The 22,406-nt window shown below is 68.4% G+C and carries 18 protein-coding genes; 12 read left to right on the top strand and 6 right to left on the bottom strand.

Annotation, left to right across the window (positions count from 1 at the left end; all coding sequences use genetic code 11):
* Position 1: 1 nt before the first annotated feature.
* Together HPS01S_RS03540 and ppx are read right to left on the bottom strand one after the other, a co-directional pair.
* A complete protein-coding gene (locus HPS01S_RS03540; protein ID WP_066151316.1) occupies positions 2-1,117 on the bottom strand; it encodes a response regulator in 1,116 nt (371 codons plus the stop codon).
* Positions 1,118-1,219: 102 nt separating this feature from the next.
* Positions 1,220-2,701, bottom strand: a complete 1,482-nt coding sequence (gene ppx / locus HPS01S_RS03535; protein ID WP_066151315.1) for an exopolyphosphatase — start codon at positions 2,699-2,701, stop codon at positions 1,220-1,222.
* A gap of 130 nt (positions 2,702-2,831) precedes the next feature.
* Here ppx and HPS01S_RS03530 point away from each other — a divergent pair, with 130 nt between their 5' ends.
* The 8 genes from HPS01S_RS03530 (at position 2,832) to phoR (ending at position 10,042) form a co-directional block, all read left to right on the top strand.
* Positions 2,832-3,392, top strand: a complete 561-nt coding sequence (locus HPS01S_RS03530; RefSeq protein WP_255284144.1) for a TlpA disulfide reductase family protein — start codon at positions 2,832-2,834, stop codon at positions 3,390-3,392.
* 98 nt (positions 3,393-3,490) lie between these two features.
* On the top strand, positions 3,491-4,522 hold the full coding sequence (pstS, locus tag HPS01S_RS03525) for a phosphate ABC transporter substrate-binding protein PstS (RefSeq protein ID WP_066151313.1): 1,032 nt from the start codon (positions 3,491-3,493) through the stop codon (positions 4,520-4,522).
* A gap of 91 nt (positions 4,523-4,613) precedes the next feature.
* Positions 4,614-5,612: a phosphate ABC transporter permease subunit PstC gene (gene pstC, locus HPS01S_RS03520; protein WP_066151312.1), complete on the top strand. Its 999-nt coding sequence runs from the start codon at positions 4,614-4,616 to the stop codon at positions 5,610-5,612.
* A 1-nt stretch (position 5,613) separates the two neighbouring features.
* Positions 5,614-6,471, top strand: coding sequence for a phosphate ABC transporter permease PstA (gene pstA / locus HPS01S_RS03515; protein ID WP_066151311.1), 858 nt, complete (start codon positions 5,614-5,616; stop codon positions 6,469-6,471).
* Between the two features lie 31 nt (positions 6,472-6,502).
* Positions 6,503-7,294: a phosphate ABC transporter ATP-binding protein PstB gene (gene pstB, locus HPS01S_RS03510; RefSeq protein ID WP_066151309.1), complete on the top strand. Its 792-nt coding sequence runs from the start codon at positions 6,503-6,505 to the stop codon at positions 7,292-7,294.
* Between the two features lie 14 nt (positions 7,295-7,308).
* On the top strand, positions 7,309-8,010 hold the full coding sequence (gene phoU, locus HPS01S_RS03505; RefSeq protein WP_066151307.1) for a phosphate signaling complex protein PhoU: 702 nt from the start codon (positions 7,309-7,311) through the stop codon (positions 8,008-8,010).
* Positions 8,007-8,729, top strand: a complete 723-nt coding sequence (phoB, locus tag HPS01S_RS03500) for a phosphate regulon transcriptional regulator PhoB (RefSeq protein ID WP_066151305.1) — start codon at positions 8,007-8,009, stop codon at positions 8,727-8,729. Before phoU ends, phoB begins: the two co-directional genes overlap by 4 nt.
* A 20-nt stretch (positions 8,730-8,749) precedes the next feature.
* The gene (gene phoR / locus HPS01S_RS03495) at positions 8,750-10,042 is read left to right on the top strand and encodes a phosphate regulon sensor histidine kinase PhoR (protein WP_157576065.1); all 1,293 of its coding nucleotides are present in this window, start codon (positions 8,750-8,752) and stop codon (positions 10,040-10,042) included.
* Here phoR and HPS01S_RS03490 read toward each other — a convergent pair.
* From HPS01S_RS03490 to trxA, 4 genes are all read right to left on the bottom strand, one after another.
* Positions 10,039-11,745, bottom strand: coding sequence for a hypothetical protein (locus HPS01S_RS03490; RefSeq protein WP_066151304.1), 1,707 nt, complete (start codon positions 11,743-11,745; stop codon positions 10,039-10,041). The genes phoR and HPS01S_RS03490 overlap by 4 nt on opposite strands.
* Before the next feature lie 108 nt (positions 11,746-11,853).
* Positions 11,854-12,102, bottom strand: a complete 249-nt coding sequence (locus HPS01S_RS03485; RefSeq protein WP_066151302.1) for a type B 50S ribosomal protein L31 — start codon at positions 12,100-12,102, stop codon at positions 11,854-11,856.
* A gap of 99 nt (positions 12,103-12,201) precedes the next feature.
* Complete coding sequence (rho, locus tag HPS01S_RS03480) at positions 12,202-13,464, bottom strand: transcription termination factor Rho (RefSeq protein ID WP_066151301.1); 1,263 nt, start codon at positions 13,462-13,464, stop codon at positions 12,202-12,204.
* A 193-nt stretch (positions 13,465-13,657) separates the two neighbouring features.
* Positions 13,658-13,990, bottom strand: coding sequence for a thioredoxin TrxA (gene trxA, locus HPS01S_RS03475; RefSeq protein ID WP_066151299.1), 333 nt, complete (start codon positions 13,988-13,990; stop codon positions 13,658-13,660).
* Positions 13,991-14,134: 144 nt separating this feature from the next.
* Between trxA and HPS01S_RS22345 the strand changes: the two genes are divergently transcribed.
* The 4 genes from HPS01S_RS22345 to HPS01S_RS03455 all read left to right on the top strand — a co-directional run bounded on the left by HPS01S_RS22345 (position 14,135) and on the right by HPS01S_RS03455 (position 22,321).
* Entirely contained in the window at positions 14,135-16,726 is a 2,592-nt protein-coding gene (locus HPS01S_RS22345) for a PD-(D/E)XK nuclease family protein (RefSeq protein WP_066151297.1), read from the top strand.
* An 18-nt stretch (positions 16,727-16,744) separates the two neighbouring features.
* Entirely contained in the window at positions 16,745-20,002 is a 3,258-nt protein-coding gene (locus tag HPS01S_RS03465; RefSeq protein ID WP_066151295.1) for a UvrD-helicase domain-containing protein, read from the top strand.
* Positions 19,999-21,252, top strand: coding sequence for a TIGR03862 family flavoprotein (locus HPS01S_RS03460; protein WP_066151293.1), 1,254 nt, complete (start codon positions 19,999-20,001; stop codon positions 21,250-21,252). The genes HPS01S_RS03465 and HPS01S_RS03460 overlap by 4 nt, the downstream gene beginning before the upstream one ends.
* A gap of 79 nt (positions 21,253-21,331) precedes the next feature.
* On the top strand, positions 21,332-22,321 hold the full coding sequence (locus HPS01S_RS03455; RefSeq protein WP_066151292.1) for a tripartite tricarboxylate transporter substrate binding protein: 990 nt from the start codon (positions 21,332-21,334) through the stop codon (positions 22,319-22,321).
* Positions 22,322-22,406 lie beyond the last annotated feature (85 nt).

Below are 22,406 nucleotides of genomic sequence, written 5' to 3'. Positions count from 1 at the left end.
GTCAGGTCGCGGGCAGGGGGTCGACGGCGCACACCTCCAGCGGCTCGGGACACTGGGGCAGGGTGACGAAGTGGCGCGAGACGGGCTGCACCGCCCCGGTCACCGCGCGCAGCACCGGGATCGACAGCGTCACCGGGTGCGGGCCGACGGCGGCGCGCTGCATCGCCAGAGCGTTGACCACAGTTTCACCCACCGGCAGCACCTGGGCCGCGCCGCCCAGCAGGCCGTCCAGCCGCATCATCGCCACCGGACCGCTGTGGATGGCGATGCCCGCCTCGAAGCGCGGCAGCGCCAGGTCGGGGAACTGCTGCTGCACCCAGCCCTGCATCGCCGCGGCCGACTTGCGCAGGCCAAAGGCGGCCTTGACCGCGCGCAGGCCCTGGTGGGCGGAGGTTTTGGACGTGCGGTCGGTGAACACCGCCAGCAACCCGTCGCCGACAAAGTGGGCCGAGGTGGCGCCGAACAGGTGGACCGTGTCGCCGCCACCCTCGTAGTAGCGCTTGAGCATCATGGCCAGTTGCTGCGGGTCCAGGGCGCGGGCCCACTCGCGGTCGTTGCGGATGTCGGCGAACAGCACGGTGGCCTGTGGGTGGAAGTCCTCGCGGTCGCCCTGGGCCTCGCCGGGCCACTGTTCGCTCAGCTCGTGGGCCAGCCGCAGTTCGTACTGCTCCTGCAGGGTCCAGGCCTGTTCGTCCAGGGCCTCGTTCACGGCCTCCTTCACCTGCAGCTCCAGCGCCGCGGTGCGCATGGCCTTGCGGTTGAGCTGGGCGGCCACCGCGTCGACCAGTTCGCGCGGGTGCACGGGTTTGGTCAGGTAGTCGTCGGCGCCCAGCGTCATGCCCTGGCGCATGTTGCGCCGCTCCTGCAGCGAGGTCAGCAGGATGAACGGGGTCTGCTGCAGGGCCGCGTGTTCGCGCACCGCCTTGAGCAGGTCGAAGCCGTTGACACCCGGCATGTTGATGTCGCTGACGACCAGGTCCGGCCGGTACTGCCGGATGGTCATCCACGCCGACTGCCCGTTGTTGGCTGTCAGCACCTCATGCCCCTGCAGGTGCAGGGCCGCCTCGATGAGACGCATTGTTCCTGCGTCGTCTTCCGCCACCACGATCAGAGCCATTGTTTTTCTTCGTTTTTCAGGCCGCCGAAGGCCCTTTGGGGGGCGATGGTATCGGTTGATCGGGCAGCGATGTGGCGCGGAACACACGTCGCCGTGCCGCTTTCAACGGATGTCGGCGGAGAATTTCCAGTTTGTTTTCTGCCAGGCCAGCAACTCCTCGCCGAGCAACCAGGCCGACTGCGGGAAACGCCGGGCCCATCCCTCGGGTGTCACCAGCCGGAACGCACCGGGCTTGTAGCCCAGCTTCAGGGTCTCGTGTTCGGGCATCCGGCGCGCGTGGCACAGGATGACCGCCAGCCGCAGGCACAGCAGCTGTTTGGCGAACAGCTCGTCCTGCAGGGGTTCCTCCAGCTTGCGCAGCTTGCCCCGCTGACCCAGCACCAGCTGGCTCATGCGGTGCAGTTCGGGGAACGAGAAGCCCGAGGCGTCCACGTTGTCCAGGATGTAGGCGCCGTGGTGGTAGGAGCGGTCGTGCGAAATGTGGGTGCCGATCTCGTGCAGCCGCGCCGCCCAGGCCAGCTTCTGCGAGAAGCGCTCGTTGGCCTCGCCGGCGGCGACCTGGGCGAAGAGGGCGGTGGCCACCTCGCTCACCCGTTGCGCCTGCGCGGCGTCCACCGAAAAGCGCTCGCTGAGCCAGCGCACCGTGCGCTCGCGCACGTCGCCGCCCCCGGTGTCGCGGTCGATCAGGTCGTAGAGGGCGCCGTGGCGCAGCGCACCCTGGGCGGGAATCATCTCCTGGATACCGAACAGGTCGAACACGGCGCGCAGCACACTCACGCCGCCGCCGATCACCGGCCGGCGGTCGTCCTTCATGCCTTCCATTCGCAGCTGGTCGGCGCTCCCGGCCTTGATCAGGCGCTCGACCAGCCAGTCCAGGCCGTCGCGCGTGACCACGCCGGCCGGCCGGCCGTTGGCGGCCAGTACGTCGGCCACTGCGCCCACCGTGCCCGAGGAGCCGTAGGCGACCGACCACAGCGACGGCGGAAAGCTGTCCAGCGCCTGGTCGAGCACCGCCTTGGCCGCGATCTCGGCCGTGCGGAAGGCGTCGGCGGTGAACTGTCCCTTGGGAAAGTAGCGCGTGGACCAGGCCACGCTGCCCAGCCGGTACGACTCCATCTGGCGGGCGGTGTAGCCCTGGCCGATGATCAGTTCGGTGGAGCGGCCACCGATGTCCACCACCAGCCGCCGCTCGTCCGACTGCGGCAGCAGGTGGGAGACGCCCTGGTAGATCAGCCGCGCCTCCTCCTGGCCCGAGATCACTTCGATGCCGAAACCGAGGATGGCCTGCGCCTTTTGCAGGAAGTCGTCCCGGTTGCGCGCCTCGCGCAGGGTCTGGGTGGCCACCGCGCGCACCTGCTGCTTGCGAAAGCCGTGCAGGCGCTCGGCGAAGCGGGCCAGGCAGTCCCAGCCGCGCTGCATGGCCGCCGGGCTGAGCATCTTGTTGTCGTCCAGCCCGTTGCCCTGGCGCACGGTTTCCTTGAGGTACTCGATGCGCTCGATGTGGCCCGCCTGGAGGCGCCCGATTTCGAGGCGGAAGCTGTTGGAGCCAAGGTCGATGGCGGCGAGCAGGGTACCGTTTTGCATGGGGCAGGCGCTGACGAAAGTGGGCCGATTGTGACGCATGGACCGCGCCGTCCGGCTTGAAGCCGTGGCCCGGGCTGCGTATGCTGCGTTCTTCGCACGCCCGTCCCATTTCCTGTCCGGACCCGCCCACATGAACCCGCGCACCCGCTTCAAAACCTCTTCCGGCCGTCGCCAGTGGCTGGGCGCGGCGATGACCCTGGTCGCTGGCGGGCTGGTGAGACCCGTCCTGGGTCAGCCGGTGTCGGCTGCCGCCGAAGAAGCCAAGGCGCCGCCGCTGCCAGCACTGGGCAGCACCCTCGCGGTGCCGCCGGTCGACCTCATTGGTGGCGGGCGTTTCGACCCCGCGCAGGCGCGCGGCAAGCCGCTGCTGGTGTACTGGTGGTCCAGCATCTGTCCGTTCTGCGCCCTGCAGAGCCCGGAGATGGACGCCTTCTGGAAGGCGCAGCAGGGGCGCGGCCTGCAGATGCTGGCCCTGTCGATCGACCGGAAGCCGGCCGATGCGGCGGAGTATCTTAAGAAGAAAGGCTACGGATTCCCGGCCGCCTGGGCCTCCCCGGCCTGGCGCCAGGCATTCCCCAAGCCCAAGGGCCTGCCGGTGACGCTGCTGGCGGGGGCGGACGGCCGCCTGCTGCTGGCCGAAAGAGGCCAGATGTTTGCGGAAGACGTGCAGGACATGGCCCGCCTTTTCTGACGGCTGTCATATGACATCGCCGTTTTGTCACAGAGCTGTCACGGTGGGTGCCTAGAGTCCCGGGTTGTGAACCTTTTCACCAACCCGTGAGGACCCGAATGATCACCAAACGTTCCCTTCTGAAGACCGTCGCCGCTGCCGCCCTGGCCACCATGGCGATTGCCCCGGCCTTTGCCGCCGACATCACAGGCGCGGGCGCCACCTTCCCGTTCCCGGTCTATGCCAAGTGGGCCGAGGCCTACAAGAAGGAAACCGGCACCGGCCTGAACTACCAGTCCATCGGTTCCTCCGGCGGCATCAAGCAGATCCGCGCCAAGACCGTGACCTTCGGTGCCACCGACGCGCCGGTCAAGGGTGAAGAGCTGGACAAGGACGGCATGATTCAGTTTCCGGCCATCATCGGCGGCACCGTGCCCGTGATCAACCTGGAAGGCTTCCAGCCTGGCGAACTGCGCGTGACCGGCCCCGTGCTGGCCGAAATGTTCATGGGCAAGATCGCCAAGTGGAACGACCCCAAGCTGGTCGCCCTGAACCCCGGCAAGAAGCTGCCGGAAGAGAACATCACCGTGGTGCACCGCGCCGACGGTTCGGGCACCACCTTCAACTGGACCGACTACCTCAGCGCCGTCAGCAAGGAGTGGGCCGATTCCGTGGGCAAGGGTGCCGCCGTCAAGTGGCCGGCCGCTTCGTCTGTCGGTGGCAAGGGCAACGAAGGCGTGGCCGCCAACGTCAACCGCATCAAGGGTGCGGTCGGCTACGTGGAATACGCCTACGTGAAGAAGAACAAGATGAACTTCATGCAGCTGCAGAACGCCAACGGCAAGTACGTCAGCCCCGACGACGCGACCTTCGCAGCCGCCGCCGCCAGCGCCGACTGGTTCAGCGTGCCGGGCATGGGCATCTCCATGGTCAACGCCAAGGGCGACAATGCCTGGCCCGTGTCCACCGCCTCGTTCATCCTGATGTACAAGAACCCGGCCGACAAGGTCGCGTCGGCCGAAGCCCTGAAGTTCTTCGACTGGGCCTTCAGCAAGGGCAAGACCCTGGCCACCGAACTGGACTATGTGCCGCTGCCCGATGCCCTGACCGCCCAGATCCGCAGCAAGGTCTGGAACCAGGTCGCCAAGTAAGACCGGCACCCGTGGCCCGGGCTCTGGTGCACACTTTGCACCGGTTCCCGGGCCTTTCAACGGTATGAAAGCACCTGAAGGGGACCCCATCATGAGCGTGGGCATCACCATGACGTCGCCATCCGAGGCTGCAGCGCCAGCCAACTCCCGCATGCTGTCGATCGCGCGCAAGCAGCGGTTGCAGGATGCCCTTTTTCACCGCATCACCCAGCTGTTCTCGCTGCTGGTGCTGTTCGCCCTTCTGGGCATCATCGTCTCGCTGTTCATCAATGCGCTGCCCGTCCTGCAGAAGTTCGGCGCCCGGTTCATCTGGTACGTCGAGTGGGACATCATCAACGAAGAATTCGGTGCCGCGATCGCCATCGTCGGCACCCTGGCCAGCGCCGGCATCGCGCTGCTGATCGCGGTGCCGCTGGCCTTCGGCATCGCGCTGTTCCTGACCGAAACCTGCCCGCCCTGGCTGCGCCGCCCGCTGGGCACGTCCATCGAGCTGCTGGCCGCCGTGCCGTCCATCATCTACGGCATGTTCGGCCTGTTCGTGTTCGCACCGCTGTTCGCCGACTACTTCCAGGTGCCGGTGCAGAAGCTCATGAGCGGCATGCCCCTGATCGGCTTCCTGTTCGGTGGTTCCACCAACGGTATGGGCATCCTGGCCGCCGGCATCGTGCTGGCCTTCATGGTGCTGCCCTTCGTCGCCGCGGTGATGCGCGACGTGTTCGAGATCGTGCCGCCCATCCTGCGCGAGTCGGCCTACGGCCTGGGTTGCACGACCTGGGAAGTGGTGCGGCGCGTGGTGCTGCCCTACACGCAGAAGGGCGTGATCGGTGGCGTGATGCTGGGCCTGGGCCGCGCGCTGGGCGAGACCATGGCCGTCACCTTCGTGATCGGCAACGCCAACCGCATGCCGAGCTCGCTGTTCTCGCCGGGCACCTCGATCGCCTCGACCCTGGCCAACGAATTCGGCGAAGCCGCCGACTTCCACATCTCGGCCCTGTTCGCGCTGGGCTTCCTGCTGTTTGTCATCACCTTCATCGTGCTGGCCTTGGCCAAGTGGATGATCGTGCGCGGCGAAAAGGCCAAGGGACTCTGACATGACCGATTTCAACAAAACCCTCTACCAGCGCCGCAAGCTCTCCAACGCCGTCGGGTTGACCCTGTCCATGGGCTCCATGGTGCTGGGCCTGGCGGTGCTGCTGTGGATCCTGTACGTGCTGCTGTCCAACGGCCTGGCTGCGCTGGACCTGAACATGTTCACCCAGGACACGCCGGCGCCGGGTTCGGAAGGCGGCGGCCTGCGCAACGCCATCGTCGGCAGCCTGCTGATGGTGGGCGCCACCGTGCTGTTCGCCACGCCCATCGGCATCTTTGCCGGCGTCTACCTGGCCGAGTACGGCGACACCAGCAAGACGGCCGAGCTGACCCGCTTCGTCACCGACATCATGCTGTCGGCCCCCTCGATCGTGCTGGGCCTGTTCGTCTACGCCATCGCGGTGGCCACGGTCGGCGGTTTCTCCGGCTGGGCCGGCACGCTGGCGCTGTCGCTGATCGCGGTGCCGGTGATCGTGCGCACCACCGAGAACATGCTGCGACTGGTGCCGGGCAGCCTGCGCGAGGCGGCGTTCGCCCTGGGCGCGCCGCGCTGGAAGGTGGCCTCCATGGTCACGCTGCGCGCCGCCAAGAGCGGTGTGATGACCGGCCTGCTGCTGGCCGTGGCCCGCATCAGCGGCGAGACCGCACCGCTGCTGTTCACTGCGCTGAACAACCAGTTCTTCAACGCCGACATGAGCAAGCCCATGGCCAACCTGCCGGTCGTGATCTTCCAGTTCGCCATGAGCCCTTACGACAACTGGATCCGTCTGGCCTGGGGCGGCGCGCTGCTGATCACCCTGGCCGTCCTCATCCTGAACATCGTTGCCCGCGTCTTCTTCCGGAACAAGACTCCTGCCTGAGCCAGGCGCCACCCACACGGAAACCACCCACATGACCGCCACCGCCATCGCTCCCGCCGCCGTCGAACAGCGCAACGCGCTCGAGGTGCGCAATCTCAACTTTTTCTACGGCAAGTTCCAGGGTCTGAAGAACGTGACCATGAACATCGCCGAGAAGAAGGTCACCGCCTTCATCGGCCCGTCGGGCTGCGGCAAGTCCACGCTGCTGCGCACGCTCAACCGCATGTACAGCCTCTACCCCGGCCAGCGCGCCGAAGGCCAGATCAACTTCTACGGCGACAACATCCTCGACCCGAAGCAGGATCTGAACCTGCTGCGCGCGCGCATCGGCATGGTGTTCCAGAAGCCGACGCCGTTCCCGATGTCGATCTACGACAACATCGCCTTCGGTGTGCGCCTCTACGAAAGCCTCTCGAACAGCGAGATGGACGACCGCGTGGAGTGGGCCCTGAGCAAGGCAGCGCTGTGGAACGAGGTGAAGGACAAGCTGCACCAGAGCGGCCTGTCGCTCTCCGGCGGTCAGCAGCAGCGCCTGTGCATCGCCCGCAGCGTGGCGGTCAAGCCCTCGGTGCTGCTGCTGGACGAGCCGACCTCGGCGCTGGACCCGATCTCCACCGGCAAGGTGGAAGAGCTGGTGCACGAGCTCAAGAAGGACTACACGATTGCCATCGTCACGCACAACATGCAGCAGGCCGCACGCTGCAGCGACTTCACGGCCTACATGTACCTGGGCGAGCTGATCGAGTTCGGCTCCACCGAGCAGATCTTCTTCAAGCCCACGCGCACCGAGACCGAGGACTACATCACCGGCCGCTTCGGCTGATCAGGGAGACCACCATGGGTGACAAACACATTTCCAGCCAGTTCGACGCCGAGCTCAATTCCATTTCCACCCACGTGCTGGAGATGGGCGGGCTGGTCGAATCTCAGCTGCACCAGGCGGTCTACGCCCTGGTCCATCTGAGCCAGGAGACGGCCGAGCAGGTGATCGAGACCGAGAACCGGATCAACCAGATGGAGATGAACATCGACCACGAGATCATCTCCACCATCGGCCGCCGCCAGCCCACCGCGCGCGACCTGCGCTTCCTGATGGCCATCTCGCGCACTACCCAGAACCTGGAGCGCGCCGGCGACGAGATCGCCCGCGTGGCCCGCATGGTGAAGTCGATCATCGAAAGCGGCTCGCCGCGCTCGCTGCCGATTTCCGAGCTGCGGCTGGCCGCCGACCTGGCCGCCGGCATGCTTCGCAAGACGCTGGACTCGTTCGCGCGGCTGGACACCAACATGGCGCTGGCCATCATCAAGGAGGACGACGCCATCGACGGCGAGTACAACGGCTTCCTGCGCAAGCTCATCACGTACATGATGGAAGACCCGCGCACCATCTCGCCCAGCCTGGACCTGCTGTTCCTGGCCAAGTCGCTGGAGCGTGTGGGCGACCACGCCAAGAACATCGCCGAGCAGATCATCTTCGTTGTCAAGGGCGAGGACGTGCGCCACAGCTCGATGGACAAAGTGCAGTCGGTGGTCGGATGAAAAAACTTCCCCGCGTGCTGGTGGTCGAGGATGAGCCGGCGATCGCCGAGCTGATCGCGGTCAACCTGCGCCACAACGGTTTTGCACCCACGGTGGTGTTCGACGGTGAGTCGGCTCGCCGCGAGATCGACGCGGTTCTGCCCGACGTGATCCTGCTGGACTGGATGCTGCCCGGCGAGAGCGGCGCTGCCCTGGCCCGCACCTGGCGCCGCCAGGAGCGCACCAAGACCGTGCCCATCCTGATGCTGACGGCCCGCAGCGACGAGTCGGACAAGGTGCAGGGCCTGGACGCCGGTGCCGACGACTACATCACCAAGCCGTTTTCCACCCAGGAACTGCTGGCGCGCATCCGCGCCGTGCTGCGCCGCCGTGCCCCCGAGATCGTCAACGACTCGGTGCAGGTGGGCGAGCTGTCGCTGGACGCGGCCACCTACCGCGTGAGCTTCCGCGAGGTCGAGCTCAAGCTCGGACCGACCGAATTCAAGCTGCTGCACTACCTGATGAAGCACCCGGAGCGCGTGCACACGCGTGGTACCCTGCTCGACAAGATATGGGGCGACCATGTCTTCATCGAGGAGCGCACCGTGGACGTACACGTCAAGCGGTTGAGGGAATCCCTGGGCGACGCTGCCGGCATGGTGGAAACGGTGCGCGGCGCGGGCTACCGCCTCACGTCCCGCGTGGCTGTCGGGCAGGGAAGCGGCGACAGCGCAGCATGATCGGGCGGGCGTTTGGGCTGATGCTGCTGGTGGCAGCGGCTGGCGCGTGGGGCTGGACCAGAGGCTCGGTGACCTGGACGCTGGCGGGGGCGGGCCTGGGGGCCATGCTCTGGCTGGCCTGGGACAGCGTGCGCGCTGCGCAGCTGCTGCGCTGGCTGAGCCGGGCCGACGACATTCACATCCCCAGGCTCTCCGGGCTCTGGGGTGAGCTGCTGGAGCGCACGCGCAAGCGGTTCCGCGCCCTCGAACAGAAGGCCCATGGCAGCGACGAGCGGCTGGAGGATTTTCTGGCCGCGATCCAGGCCTCACCTAACGGCGTCGTGCTGCTCGACAGCATGGCGCGCATCGAGTGGTGCAACCTGACGGCGGCGCAGCACCTGGGCATCGATCCGCAGCGAGACATCGGGCAGTACGTGCGCAACCTCGTGCGGCATCCGAGCTTCAACGCCTACATGGACGCAGGCAACTTCGGTGCCGAGATCGAGGTCGATGGTCCCGGCCAGCGTCCGACCCAGCCCAGAAAGATCTCGCTGCAGATCCACCCCTATGGTGACCAGCGGCAGTTGATGCTCACGCGCGATGTCACGGCGGTGCAGCTGGCCGACTCGATGCGCCGGGATTTTGTGGCCAACGTCTCGCATGAAATCCGCACGCCTCTGACGGTGCTCAGCGGCTTTGTGGAGACCATGCAGAGCCTGCCGCTGGAGGAGGCCGACCGCCAGCGCTTCCTGGGGCTCATGGGCCAGCAGGCCCAGCGCATGCAGACGCTGGTGAGCGACTTGCTGACGCTGTCCCGCCTGGAAGGCAGTCCCGTGCCAGGCACCGGTGAGTGGGTCGATGTTTCCGAGCTGCTGCGCCAGGCGGTGCTGGAGGCGCAGGGCTTGTCCGCCGTGATCGCCGATCCGGTGCATCAGATCGAGGTGGTGCCCGGGTCGGAGCTGCAGGTGGCCGGTAGCCGCAACGAACTGCTCAGCGCCATGTCCAACCTCCTGAGCAATGCGGTCCGCTACACGCCGCCGGGGGGGAGCATCCGGGCCGGCTGGCGCCTTGTCGATGAGGGGGCGGGGGAGTTCTTTGTGGAAGACACGGGACCGGGGATCGAGGCCGAGCACCTGCCACGCCTCACCGAGCGCTTCTACCGCGTGGACCGCAGCCGCTCGCGCGAGACCGGTGGCACAGGTCTGGGGCTGGCCATCGTCAAACACGTGGCGCAGCGCCACGGTGGTCAGGTGGTGGTGCGCAGCACAGTCGGGCGCGGCTCCACCTTCATCATCTCGCTGCCGGCCACGCGTGTGCGCGCGACCGGCACCTAGCGAGCCGGGCCGCCGACCCGCTGGTAGATCAGCAGCCGTTCGCGGTCGTTGAGGCGCCGCACCGTGGCCTTGTAGGCCCATTCGGTCAGCGCCACCCGCTCGTCCAGCGTCGGCTGGGTGTCCGGGTTCACCACCATGATGCGGCAGCCGTCTGCGGCCCCGTCACCGGTGCGGCGCAAGCTGAGCCCACCCTGGAACTGCAGCGACGCGATCTGCGCCTGGCCAAGCCCGTCCACCAGCACGCAGGGGGAGCCAGGCGGCACCAGCGTGGCGATGCGGCGCGCCACCGGCCCATAGCTGCGGCCATAGTCCAGCAGCGGCAGCCACAGCGTCATGAGCAGCAGCCAGCAGAGGGTGGCGCCAGCGGCTGGCAACACCAGGCTCTTCCAGATGGCCTGCCGATGGCGTCCCACGCGCCACGCCACCAGCCAGCCCCAGGCGATGGTGGCCAGCAGCGCGGGCAGCAGGAGCAGCCAGGAGAACTCGGGATTGAACCCGGGGGCCAGCTTGGCGACGTTGGCGGCGGGTTTGGCTGGGACGCCGGTCTGCATGGCGAACCAGATGACCCAGATCACCAGAGCGCATCCGCTGAAAAACACCAGCGTGAACCAGTCGATCAGGGCGGACACGCTGCGCCGGAGCGTGGGCAGCGCGAACGCGGCCAGTACAGCCATGGCCGGCAGGGCCAGCAGCAGCGAACGGTCGAAATCCGGGTTGATCGCGCTGTTGACAACACTCACCAGTGCGGCCCACAACGGAAGCGCCACATGTGGGCTGCGCAGCTGGTGGCGCCAGCGCCAGAGCGTCCAGAGCGCCAGAGGCCAGGCGGGCCAGGTGAACCACACCAGCAGCTTGCCCCAGCGCTTCCAGTCTGCCATGGAAGCGGGCAGCGACAGCGCCTGGGGCCAGTGGATCTGCTCAGTGATCGAAGCAAGCAAGGCGGCCAGTGCCAGCAGTCCCACCACCCAGCTCAGCTCCTGCGGCGCTGCCGCACCCTGAGCCGACCGGCTGGTCCACACCAGCAACAGCAGACCGGTGCCCAGGGCCAGCGCAATCCAGGGCGCGCCGCTAAGCACCAGGCCCAGCGTGGCCGCACCCCACAGGGCCACGGCTTTCCATGGGTGGCGGGTGAGCGGCAGCGCCATGCGCGTGGCCGCCATGAGCACCGCACTGACCATGGCCAGCCGCGCCAGGTCCGGCGTGGTTTCATGCGACATCTGGGCCAGGCCCAGGCAGGCCACCAGCGCCAGCAGCGCCGCATCCGCCATCGCGCGCGCATAGTCGATCGGGTCCGCCTCGCCACCGAAGGCAAAGGCCACGGGTTGTGCGCTGGCCTGGCGCGCGAGGTGGTAGGTCGCGTACCAGGTGCAGACCAGGGTCAGTGCCAGCAGCATCCCGAACGGCACCCGGACGGCGAGGTCGGGCGGCAGAAACGGCAAAAACCGGATGGCCAGTGCTCCCAGCCAGTAAGGAAGAGGGCCCACCATCTCGGCTGGCTGTCCCAGCACCTGGGGCTGCCACCAGCCGCTGCTGCCCCGGGCCATTTCCATCATGGCGCCAAAGGCCGCCACGTCCAGGTTTTTCCAGGGCTCCCGCCCCAGAAATCCGGGCAGCACATAGGCCAGACCCAGCAGCAGCAAGGCGATGCGCGGCAGGCGGCGCACGGCCGACTGGGTCACGATGGCGGGGGTGGCAAGACTCACGGCGGGGAATATACAGGGGTACGCGGGGCACGCAGGGCGAAAAAAAAGCAGCCGGGAGATCGGCTGCTTTCTTTCCCGGGCGCAGGCCCGCAGGGTCGATCGGTCCGATTACTTCTTGCCGAAGCGATTGCGGAACTTCTCGACGCGGCCACCCATGTTGTCCACCGACTTCTGGGTACCGGTGTAGAAGGGGTGCGACTCGCTGGAGGTATCAAGTTTGTAGAGCGGCAGCTCGCGGCCGTCTTCCATCTTGATGGTTTCCTTGGTGTTCGCGCAGGAACGCGTCACGAACTTGAAGTTGTTCGACAGGTCCACGAAGCAGACTTCGCGGTAGTTGGGGTGAATGCCTTCTTTCATGGCGATTCCTTGGGTCAGGTGCGGCAGCCGCGGGAGAACCGTTCTCTCGTACTTGTCGCAAGTTGCAAAGCCTTGAATTATATGATGTTTGCTGCGGTATTAACCGCCGCGGCGCATCATGTCGAAGAACTCGGAGTTGTTCTTCGTCGCCTTCATGCTCTTGAGCACCATCTCCATGGCCTCAATCTCGTCCATGTTGTACATGAACTGGCGCAGGATGCGGGTCTTCTGCAGGATCTCGGGTGCCAGCAGCAGTTCTTCGCGGCGGGTGCCGCTGCGGTTGAGCTGGATCGAGGGGAAGACGCGCTTTTCGTACAGGCGGCGGTCGAGGTGGATTTCGCTGTTGCCGGTGCCCTTGAATTCTTCAAAGATCACCTCGTCCATGCGGCTGCCGGTATCGACCAGGGCGGTGGCGATGATGGTCAGCGAACCGCCTTCTTCCACGTTGCGCGCGGCACCGAAGAAGCGCTTGGGACGCTGCAGGGCGTTGGCGTCCACGCCGCCGGTCAGCACCTTGCCAGAGCTGGGCAGCACGTTGTTGTAGGCGCGGGCCAGGCGGGTGATGGAGTCCAGCAGGATCACCACGTCCTTCTTGAGTTCGACCAAGCGCTTGGCGCGCTCAATGACCATCTCGGCCACATGCACGTGGCGGGCGGCCGGCTCGTCGAAGGTGGAAGCGATCACGTCGCCGCGCACCGTGCGCTGCATTTCGGTCACTTCTTCCGGGCGCTCGTCCACCAGCAGCACCATCAGTTCCACCTCGGGGTGGTTGGCAGTGATGGCGTGGCAGATGTGCTGCATCATCACCGTCTTGCCGCTCTTGGGCGGTGCGACGATCAGGGCGCGCTGACCCTTGCCGATGGGCGAGATGATGTCGATGACGCGGCCGGTGATGTTCTCGTCGGTCTTGATGTCACGCTCCAGGCGCATCTGCTGCTTGGGGAACAGCGGCGTCAGGTTCTCGAACATCACCTTGTGCTTGTTCGCCTCGGGCGGCAGGCCGTTGATGGCATCCAGCTTGTTCAGCGCGAAGTAGCGCTCGCCGTCCTTGGGAATGCGGACCTCGCCCTCGATCATGTCACCTGTGTGCAGGTTGAAGCGGCGGATCTGGCTGGGGGAGATGTAGATGTCGTCGGTGGACGCCGTGAAGCTGGTGTCCATGTTGCGCAGGAAGCCGAAGCCGTCGGGCAGCACTTCCAGCACGCCGTCCGCGTTCACCTGTTCGCCGGCCTTGGCGCGCTTCTTGATGATGGCGAACATCAGCTCCTGCTTGCGCATGCGGCCGGTGTTTTCGATCTCAAGCGCTTCGGCCTGCTTGAGGACTTCAGACACGTGCAGTGCCTTGAGTTCGTTAAGGTGCATGGAAATCGCTCCGGAAGGGAGTCTTGTCAGAACCGGGGAGGGGGCGCTGATGTCCGGATGGCGGACTGGCGCTGTCAGGAGGGGCTGGGCGTTGGTAGGCCAGCTGACGCGAGAATTATGACAGGAAAAAACCGGCCACCGGAGCCGACCCCAGGCCTTGCACCCGGAGCAGCGGTGGCCGGCGCCGGGCCGGTCAGGCCAGTTGCTGGTCGATGAATGCCGTCAGCTGGGCCTTGCTCATGGCGCCCACCTTGGTGGCAGCCAGCTGGCCGTCCTTGAACAGCATCAGCGTGGGGATGCCGCGGATGCCGAACTTGGCGGGGATGTCCCGGTTTTCGTCGACATTGACCTTGGCGATCTTGAGCTTGCCGTTGTAGGAGCCGGCCACTTCGTCCAGGATCGGCGCGATCATCTTGCAGGGGCCGCACCATTCGGCCCAGAAGTCGACCAGCACAGGGGCTTTGGCGTCGAGCACATCGGCCTGAAAGGTTGCATCGGAAACGTGGGTGATCAGCTCACTGGCCATGGTTCATCCTGAAGAACGTGGATCGGGGAAGTTAAAGTCGGAAACAGGGCAGCTGCAAGAGCGGGAGCCTGTGAACCGAGACATTGTGACAGAAACCCCCCACCGATGACGCCTGCGCCAGACCACCCCACAGCGCCTGGGCCCATGCCGGTCGCCCCTGACGGATGGCAGGCGGTGGTGCGCCGCATTGAGGCCGCGCTGGCTTCAGGCGGCGGCTCGCCGGATCGGTGGCTGGTGCTGCTGCCGTATGCCCAGCTGATCGATCCGGCCCGTCGGGCCTGGGCCGCGTCTCATCCCACCGGCTTTGCGCCCCGTTTCGAGACCACCCGCAACTGGGCGGCCGGGCTGGCGCCCTGGTGGCCCGCGCCCACCGATCTCAGCGGCGACATGGCGCGAGACAGTCTGGTGGCCGAGGCCCTGGTCGACCGCATGGCCAGGGGCCAGCGGGACCCGGCGCTGCGCGCCGAGCTGGTGTCGCGTCTGGTCGATGCGGCCCGCCAGCTGGTGCCGCTCGCAGCAGCGGTGCCGCCGGGGCAGCGGGCGGCCTGGGCCGAACGGCAACGCGCCGCCATGACGCCCGGCCCGCAGTGGGAGGCGCTGGTGGCCTCCCTGGCCCTGGCCTGGGTGGGCAGTGCAGGGTTTGCCACCGACGTGCTCTGGTCGGACCGCGCGGCGCCCGGCCACGCGGCCGACCGGCTCTGGCTGCTGCAGGGTTTTCAGGACGACCCGCTGGGACAGGCGCTGGCCGCGCACTGGGTCGGGCGTTCCGAGGTGTTCTCGCTGGCAGAGCTGCTGGGCGTGTCTGAAAGCACCCACGACGGTGCGCTGTGCCTTCAGGCCTGCACCGACCCGGAAGACGAGGCGCGCCGCGCCGCTGCAACGGTGATCGCCCGCGTCAACGAGGGGCGGGTGCCGCTGGCCCTGGTGGCCAACGACCGCCTGCTGGTCCGCCGCATCAGCGCCATGCTGCACGCGGTCGGCGTGCCGCTGCGCGACGACACCGGCTGGAAGCTCTCCACCACCCAGGCGGCCGCAAGGCTCATGAGCCTGCTGCGAGCCGCGGATCCCCGGGCCCGCACCGACGACGTGCTCGACCTTCTCAAGCAGGGCGGCATCTGGCCGGCCGGCGGCGTGGAAGCGCTGGAACAACTGGCGCGCGAGCATGGTCTCTCATCCTGGCGGGCGGTGCTTCGGCACGCGGCGCTGGCGCCCCTGGTGCCCGAGGGGCTCACGGCGATGCTCGAGTCTCTGCAGGCGGCGCGCCCGCTGGAGCGCTGGCTCGACGATCTGCGCTCCGCACTGGAGGCATGCGGGCTGTGGTCCACGCTCTGCAACGATCCGGCCGGGCAGCAGGTGCTGCAGGTGCTGCGTTTGAACGAAGGGGCCTCGTCCGAGCTGCGGCAGGTCGGGCAGGCGCTGGCCGATGGCGCCCGGACGGCGCCGCGCATGGGTCTTGCGGCGTTCTCTGCCTGGGTCCGGAGCGTGCTGGAGAGCGTCAGCTTCCTGCCGCGCAGCGACGCCGAAGCGCCTGTGACAATCCTGCCGATGGCCCAGTTGCTGGGGCGCGGCTTCGCGGCGGTGGTGATGCCGGGCTGTGACGAGGTCACGCTCGATCCCAGCCCCGAGCTGCCCGGCCCCTGGACGGCCGCACAGCGGGTGGCGCTGGGGCTGCCGACGCGGGAGCAGCTGTCGGCCGCGGCACAAGGCGCCTGGACCGCTGCGCTCTGTGCGCCCTCGGTCGACGTTCTTTGGCGTTGCCAGAAAGACGGCGAGCCGCTGTCGCCCAGCCCCTGGGTGCTGGCGCTGCCGGATGGTGAATCGGTCGCTGCCTCCGCAGGCAGCCACGACCTGCGCCGCCGCCTGGACCCCGCGCCGGTGCCGCCACCCCAGCCGTCGGCGCCGGCGCTGGTGCCGGCCCGGCTGTCGGCCAGCGCTTACCAGGACCTGCGCGACTGTCCCTACCGCTTCTTCGCGCTGCGGCAGCTGCGGGTGAGCGATGCGTCCGAGCTGGAGGCCGAGCCCGACCAGCGCGACCTGGGCAACTGGCTGCACGCGGTGCTCAAGGTTTTTCACGAGGAGCGCGGCGACCAGCGCCCGGGCCGCGAGGCCGATGCGCAGCGGCTGGACCAGATCGGGGACGAAGTGGCGGCCGCCATGGGCCTGCAGGGCGACGCCACCGAGGCGGGTTTTCTTCCGTACCAGGCGGTCTGGCCGGCGCTGCGCGAGGGCTATCTCGACTGGCTGGCCGGCCACGAGGCCCAGCCCGGCCGTCCCGGCCCCGTGTTCGAACGCGCCGAGGCCGAGCTGGCGGCAGAACTGCCGCCCTGGCGCCTCTGGGGCAAGCTCGACCGGATCGACCGCCAGGACAGCCCGGAGGGCCGGTTGCCGCTGGTCATCGACTACAAGACCGAAAGCCGGCAGAAAACCGAAGACCGGGTCAGGCACCCGTTCGAGGACACGCAGCTGGCGTTCTACGCGGCACTGCTGCCCGACGAGAACCTCCGCGCGGCCTATCTGAGCATTACCGACGGCCGCTCGGCGAGCGGGAAAAAAGGCGCCACCCACCTGATCGAGCAGCCATTCGTGCTGCAGGCGCGCGAACGCCTGCGCGAGGGTCTGGTGGCCGACCTCTCGCGGGTGGCGGCCGGACACCCCATGCCCGCGCTCGGCGAAGGGCGCGTCTGCGAACACTGCGACGCCCGGGGCCTGTGCCGCAAGGACTTCTGGAATGAGTAGTGAACACCTCCCTGCGCCATGAGTGAGATGTTGGCGTCCTATCAGATCAACGGCCAGCCGGTGTCGGCCGAGGCTTTCTATGCCACCGCCTGCGACCCGGCGCGGTCGATCGCGGTCGAAGCTTGCGCGGGCGCGGGCAAAACCTGGATGCTCGTGGCGCGCATCGTGCGGGCGCTGCTCGACGGCACGCCCGCGCAGGACATCCTGGCCATCACCTTCACCAAGAAAGCCGCCGGCGAGATGCGTGGGCGGCTGGGCAGCGAGTTGCGCCGCTGTGCTGGTCTCGATGGCGAAGGGCTGGTGCAGACCCTGCGCAGCTGGGGTTGTGGCGAAGCCGAGGCCCGGCGCCGCGCGCCCGAGCTCAAGACCTTGCATCAGCGGGTCACTGCCTCGGGCCGGCAGGTGCAGCTGCGCACCTTCCACAGCTGGTTCTCGGCGCTGCTGCGGGGCGCACCGCTGACCGTGCTGCAGGAGCTGGGGCTGCCGCTGTCCTACGAGCTGCTGGAAAACGACCAGAAAGCCATGCCCCTGCTGTGGCCGCGTTTCTACGCGGCGCTCGCGGCCGGCGTCGAAGACCGGCAGGCGTTCTTCGACAGCGTGGCGCGCCACGGCCGCCACCAGACGATCAAGGCGCTGGAGGCGGCGCTGGCCAAGCGTGTGGAGTTCGGACTGGCGGACGCCGCCGGCCTGGTGGAGCGCTCGGTGGCGCATTTCAGCGAGGTGTTGCCGTGGCTTGCGGGCTTCGAACGGCCGGAGCAGGCCCTGACGGGTGACGCCGCGCGCGCGCGCTGGCTGGGCTGGGCCCGGGAACTGGGCGCGGAGAAGAACAAGACGCCGCAGAAGGCGGCCGATGCGGTGGTGGACGCGTTCGCCGCCGGTGATGAGCCGGGTCGCGTGGGTGGGCGGCTGGCGGCGCTGCGCAAGGCCTTCTTCGTGGCGACCGAAGACCGCCTCAACACCAACCTGGCCAAGTTCCCCGCGGCCCAGGCCGCCGAAGCCGAACTGCAGGAGCTGCTCAAGGCCCAGGCCCAGCACGAGGCCTGGCTGCACCAGCAGCGCATGACCCGCCTGGCGCGGGTGCTGCTGGCCTGTTACGCCGATCTCAAGCGCGAGCGCGGCTGGGTGGACATGAACGACCTCGAGTCCGCCGCCTGCCGCCTGCTGGGCGACGCCGAACTCTCGGGCTGGATGCAGCAGCGGCTGGACGCCCGCGTGCGCCACCTGCTCATCGACGAGTTCCAGGACACCAACCCGCTGCAGTGGAAGTCGCTGTACGGCTGGCTCAGCGCCTACGCCGGGGCCGGTTCGGGCGAGGCGCCCAGGGTGTTCCTGGTGGGCGACCCCAAGCAGTCGATCTACCGCTTCCGCCGCGCCGAGCCCCAGGTGTTCAAGGCCGCCCAGGCCTTCGTGGTGCAGGGGCTGGGCGGCGCGCTGCTCAGCTGCGACCACACGCGCCGCTGTTCGCAGGCGGTGGTACAGACGCTCAACACCGCCATGGCCGCAGCGATGACGGCGGGCGAATACGCCGGCTTCCGGCCCCACACCACGCACAGCCAGGAGGCCGGTTCGGTGGGGGCTTTGCCCGCCATCGAACGCCCCGCGAAAGAAGACGCGAGCAGCGACGAGGAGCCGGTCTGGCGCGACAGCCTGAACCAGCCGCGCGTGCTGCCCGACGAAGAGGGCAGTGCCGAGCGCGAGGCCGCCCAGGTGGCCGACTGGATCGCGCAGCAGGTGGCCTCAGGCCACGCGCCCGACGGTTTCATGGTGCTCGCGCGCAAGCGCAACCGGCTGCATCTCGTGCATGAGGCGCTGCGCGAACGCGGCATCGCGAGTGAGGCGCCCGGCGAGGCCGAACTGATCGAATCGCCCGCGGTGCAGGACATGGTCGCGCTGCTGGACGCGCTGGTGTCGCCGCGCCACCACCTGAGCCTGGCGCGGGCGCTCAAGTCGCCTCTGTTCGGCTGGGACGACGACCGGCTGGTGGCGCTGGCCACCGCGGTGCGCGCCGCAGGCGAGGGGCTTGAAGACGAACCCGGGTGGTGGGAGGTGCTGCCCAGCGTCGACCCCGCCACCGCCGGCACGCTCGCGCTCTACCAGGACTGGCTGCGCCGCCTGCCGCCGCACGATGCGCTCTCGGCCATCGTCGACCACGGCGACGTGCTGGCGCGCTTTGCCTGCGCGGTGCCCGCGAGCGAACGCGGCGCCACCCTGGCCGCGCTGCGGGATCTGCTGGCTCAGTCGCTGGCCCAGGACGGCGGACGCTTTCTCACGCCCTACCGCTTCGTGCGGGCGATCAAGGCCGGCGGCATCGCCGCGGGCGGCGCCCACCAGCCGGGCGCCGTGCGGCTGCTCACCATCCACGGCGCCAAGGGCCTGGAGGCCGACACCGTGGTCCTGCTGGACACCGACAACCCGCCGCAGAAGCCCGAGAGCATGGGCGTGCTGGTGGATTGGCCGGCTGGCGAGGATGCACCGCGTCGCTTCGTGTTCCTGGCGAGCGAGAAGAAGCCGCCCACCTGCGCGGTGGACCTGCTCGCCACCGAACAGCAGGCGCGTGCGCTGGAGGAACTCAATGCGCTGTACGTCGCGCTCACACGGGCCGAGACGAACCTGGTGATCTCCAGCTTCGTGCCGCACCAGCCGCCCGACCAGAGCTGGTGGCGGCGGCTGCAGCCGCTGGCGCAGCCGCTGCCGGCGCCGGTGGTGGCCACCCAGGCGGTCGCGGTGCATACGCCCATTGAACTGCCGGCGCTGCCGGCGCTGGACCCCAAGTGGCTCCGCATGGACATGCCCGACACGGACGTGGCAGAAGACGACGAACGTTCCCGCCTGGGCCAGGCCATGCACCGCCTGCTGCAGTGGCGGCCGACGCCGTTGGGGGACTTCACCTGGACCGACGAGCACCTGCGGGCGGTGGTGCGCGAATTCCAGCTGAGCCCCCAGGCCGGCGATGAGGCATTGGCGATGGCGCAGCGTGTGGTGGCGGGCGAGGCCGCCTGGGCCTGGTCGGCGCAAGACCTGCTGCACTGGGGCAACGAGGTCGAGCTCTGGCACGAGGGCGAACTGCTGCGGCTGGACCGGCTGGTGCGGCGGCGCGACAGCGGCGAATGGTGGGTGCTCGACTTCAAGAGCGCCGAGCGGCCGGAACTGCAGGCCGCGCTGCGCGAGCAGATGGCGCGCTACCGCCGGGCGCTGCAGGCGGCCCGTCCTGGCGAGGCGGTGCGGCTGGCCTTCGTCAGCGCCACCGGACAACTGATTGAACTGGAAACCCCATGAATTCTGACGTCGCGATCATTGGCGGCGGACCGGCCGGTCTGATGGCCGCCGAGGTGCTGTCGGCGGCCGGCGTGCCGGTGAGCCTGTACGACGCCATGCCCTCGGTCGGCCGCAAGTTCCTGCTGGCCGGCAAGGGGGGCATGAACCTGACCCACTCCGAACCGGCCGACCGGTTCGCGGGCCGCTACGGCGAGCGCCGCCAGCAGATCGAGGCCCTGCTGGCCGACTTCGGCGCTGGCGATGTGCGCGCCTGGGCGTTGGGCCTGGGCATCGACACCTTCGTCGGCAGCTCGGGCCGCGTCTTCCCGACCGACATGAAGGCTGCGCCATTGCTGCGGGCCTGGCTGCAGCGCCTGCGCCACCCAGCCGGTGGCGGCCCCGGCGTGCGCTTTCACATGCGCCACCGCTGGCTGGGCTGGGCCGTCGATGGCCGGACGCTCAGGTTCGAAACCCCGTCGGGCGAACAGCAGGTGCAGGCCCGCGCCGTGGTGCTGGCGCTGGGCGGCGGCAGCTGGGCACGCCTGGGTTCCAACGGCGCCTGGGTGCCGCTGCTGGCGGCGCGCGGTGTGGCGGTGGCACCTCTGTTGCCCGCCAACTGCGGCTTTGACGTCGCTGGGGGTTGGACCGAACACTTCCGCAGCCGCTTTGCCGGGCAACCGTTCAAGAACGTCGCGATCCGCTTCGAAAGCGAGGCGGTGCCGGTGTTCGAGCGCCAGGGCGAATTCGTCGCCACACAGACCGGCGTCGAGGGCAGCCTGGTCTACGCGGCGTCCGCGCTGCTGCGCAACCAGATCGTCCGGGCGGGCGAGGCCACCCTGGAGCTGGATCTGCTGCCGGCCTGGACCGCGGAGCGGGTGCAGCGCGAGGTGGCCCATCCGCGCGGTTCGCGCTCCCTCTCCAGCCACCTCAAGAGCCGGCTGGGCCTGGACGGTATCAAGACCGCGGTGCTGTACGAACGGCTGGGCAAGGACGCGATGAACGACCCGGCGCAGCTGTCCCGGGCGATCAAGGCCTTGCCGCTGCCGCTGGTCGCGGCGCGGCCCATCGACGAGGCCATCAGCAGCGCCGGTGGCGTGCTGTTCGAGGCGCTGGACAGCGGCCTGATGTGCGAGCAGCTGCCTGGGGTGTTCTGCGCCGGCGAAATGCTGGACTGGGAGGCGCCCACCGGCGGCTACCTGCTGACCGCCTGCCTGGCCAGCGGCCACCGGGCCGGGCAGGGCGTGCTCGACTGGCTGCAACGGGCCAACTGAAACCCTTCTGTCATCACGGCGTCAAGGCGCCGACCTAAAGTGTCCGGCTTGTCATTCAGAACCTGAGTTCCCAACGACCATGAGCACACCCCACCCGAACCGCCGCCGCTTCTGCCAGCAGATCGCCGCTGGCCTGGCCCTGGCACCCGCACTGTCATCCGCCGCCACGTTTCCCGAACGCCCGATGCGCATCGTCGTGCCGTTCGCGCCGGGCGCCGGCACCGACGCCATGGGCCGTCTGGTGGCTGCGAAGCTGAGCGAGCTGTTCAAGGTGAACGTGGTGGTCGAGAACCGCACCGGCGCCTCGGGGGCCATCGGTGCGCAGGAGGTGGCCAAGTCCGCGCCCGATGGTCACACGCTGCTGCTGGCCGCCGCGCCGTTCACCACGGTGGCCGCCGCGCTGCCCACGGCGGGCTACGACCCGGTGGGCGGTTTCGTGCCAGTCGGCATGATCGCGCACGGCCCGCTGGTCTGGGTGGCCAACAAGGATCTGCCTGCGAGCTCCATGCCCGAACTGATCGCGCTGGCGAAACAGCAGCCGGGCGTGCTCAACTATGGCTCGGCCGGCGTGGGCGGCATCAACCACCTGGTGCTCGAATCGCTGGAGGCGCGCGCCGGCATCTACATCACCCACATCCCTTACCGTGGCATCGCGCCGGCCACGCTGGACACGATTTCCGGCCAGCTGCAGCTGCTGACCGGCACCATCCCCGCGCTCGCGCCCCACATCCGCGACGGCAAGCTCAAGGCCCTGGCGGTCACCAGCCCGGAGCGCAGCCCCGCGCTGCCGAACGTGCCGGGCATGAAGGAAGCCGGCATGGCCGACTTCAACGTGCTGAACTACTTCGCACTGGTCGCGCCGCGGGGCACGCCGGATGCGGTGGTGCAGCAGATCAACGCCGCGCTGGCCCAGGTGGTGCAGATGCCGGATGTGAAGGAGCGCCTCGCCAAGGACGCGCTGGAACCCGCGGTGGGAAGCCCCGCCCAGCTGGGCCAGTTCCTGCAGCGCGATCTGGACGGCTGGAAGGCCGTGGTGAAGAAGCAGGGGCTGAAGATCGACGCGTTCTGATCAGCCGCCGCCGGACATGAGCAAGGGCCGCCAATGCGGCCCTTTGTCTTGAAGGCCTCCGGTCAGGAGCATGCCCTATCATCCA

The sequence above is a fragment of the Hydrogenophaga pseudoflava NBRC 102511 genome (assembly GCF_001592285.1).
In the GTDB taxonomy this organism is placed as follows: Bacteria; Pseudomonadota; Gammaproteobacteria; order Burkholderiales; family Burkholderiaceae_C; genus Hydrogenophaga; species Hydrogenophaga pseudoflava.
Note: the sequence above shows the minus strand (reverse complement) of the source record. Positions and strands in the feature narration are given on the sequence as shown.

Bases quoted from the DNA above. Each gene is read 5' to 3' on its own strand.
- HPS01S_RS03540 (WP_066151316.1), bottom strand. From the start codon at position 1,117: ATGGCTCTGATCGTGGTGGCGGAAGACGACGCAGGAACAATGCGTCTC.
- ppx (WP_066151315.1), bottom strand. From the start codon at position 2,701: ATGCAAAACGGTACCCTGCTCGCCGCCATCGACCTTGGCTCCAACAGC.
- HPS01S_RS03530 (WP_255284144.1), top strand. From the start codon at position 2,832: ATGAACCCGCGCACCCGCTTCAAAACCTCTTCCGGCCGTCGCCAGTGG.
- pstS (WP_066151313.1), top strand. From the start codon at position 3,491: ATGATCACCAAACGTTCCCTTCTGAAGACCGTCGCCGCTGCCGCCCTG.
- pstC (WP_066151312.1), top strand. From the start codon at position 4,614: ATGAGCGTGGGCATCACCATGACGTCGCCATCCGAGGCTGCAGCGCCA.
- pstA (WP_066151311.1), top strand. From the start codon at position 5,614: ATGACCGATTTCAACAAAACCCTCTACCAGCGCCGCAAGCTCTCCAAC.
- pstB (WP_066151309.1), top strand. From the start codon at position 6,503: ATGACCGCCACCGCCATCGCTCCCGCCGCCGTCGAACAGCGCAACGCG.
- phoU (WP_066151307.1), top strand. From the start codon at position 7,309: ATGGGTGACAAACACATTTCCAGCCAGTTCGACGCCGAGCTCAATTCC.
- phoB (WP_066151305.1), top strand. From the start codon at position 8,007: ATGAAAAAACTTCCCCGCGTGCTGGTGGTCGAGGATGAGCCGGCGATC.
- phoR (WP_157576065.1), top strand. From the start codon at position 8,750: ATGCTGCTGGTGGCAGCGGCTGGCGCGTGGGGCTGGACCAGAGGCTCG.
- HPS01S_RS03485 (WP_066151302.1), bottom strand. From the start codon at position 12,102: ATGAAAGAAGGCATTCACCCCAACTACCGCGAAGTCTGCTTCGTGGAC.
- rho (WP_066151301.1), bottom strand. From the start codon at position 13,464: ATGCACCTTAACGAACTCAAGGCACTGCACGTGTCTGAAGTCCTCAAG.
- trxA (WP_066151299.1), bottom strand. From the start codon at position 13,990: ATGGCCAGTGAGCTGATCACCCACGTTTCCGATGCAACCTTTCAGGCC.
- HPS01S_RS22345 (WP_066151297.1), top strand. From the start codon at position 14,135: ATGCCGGTCGCCCCTGACGGATGGCAGGCGGTGGTGCGCCGCATTGAG.
- HPS01S_RS03465 (WP_066151295.1), top strand. From the start codon at position 16,745: ATGAGTGAGATGTTGGCGTCCTATCAGATCAACGGCCAGCCGGTGTCG.
- HPS01S_RS03460 (WP_066151293.1), top strand. From the start codon at position 19,999: ATGAATTCTGACGTCGCGATCATTGGCGGCGGACCGGCCGGTCTGATG.
- HPS01S_RS03455 (WP_066151292.1), top strand. From the start codon at position 21,332: ATGAGCACACCCCACCCGAACCGCCGCCGCTTCTGCCAGCAGATCGCC.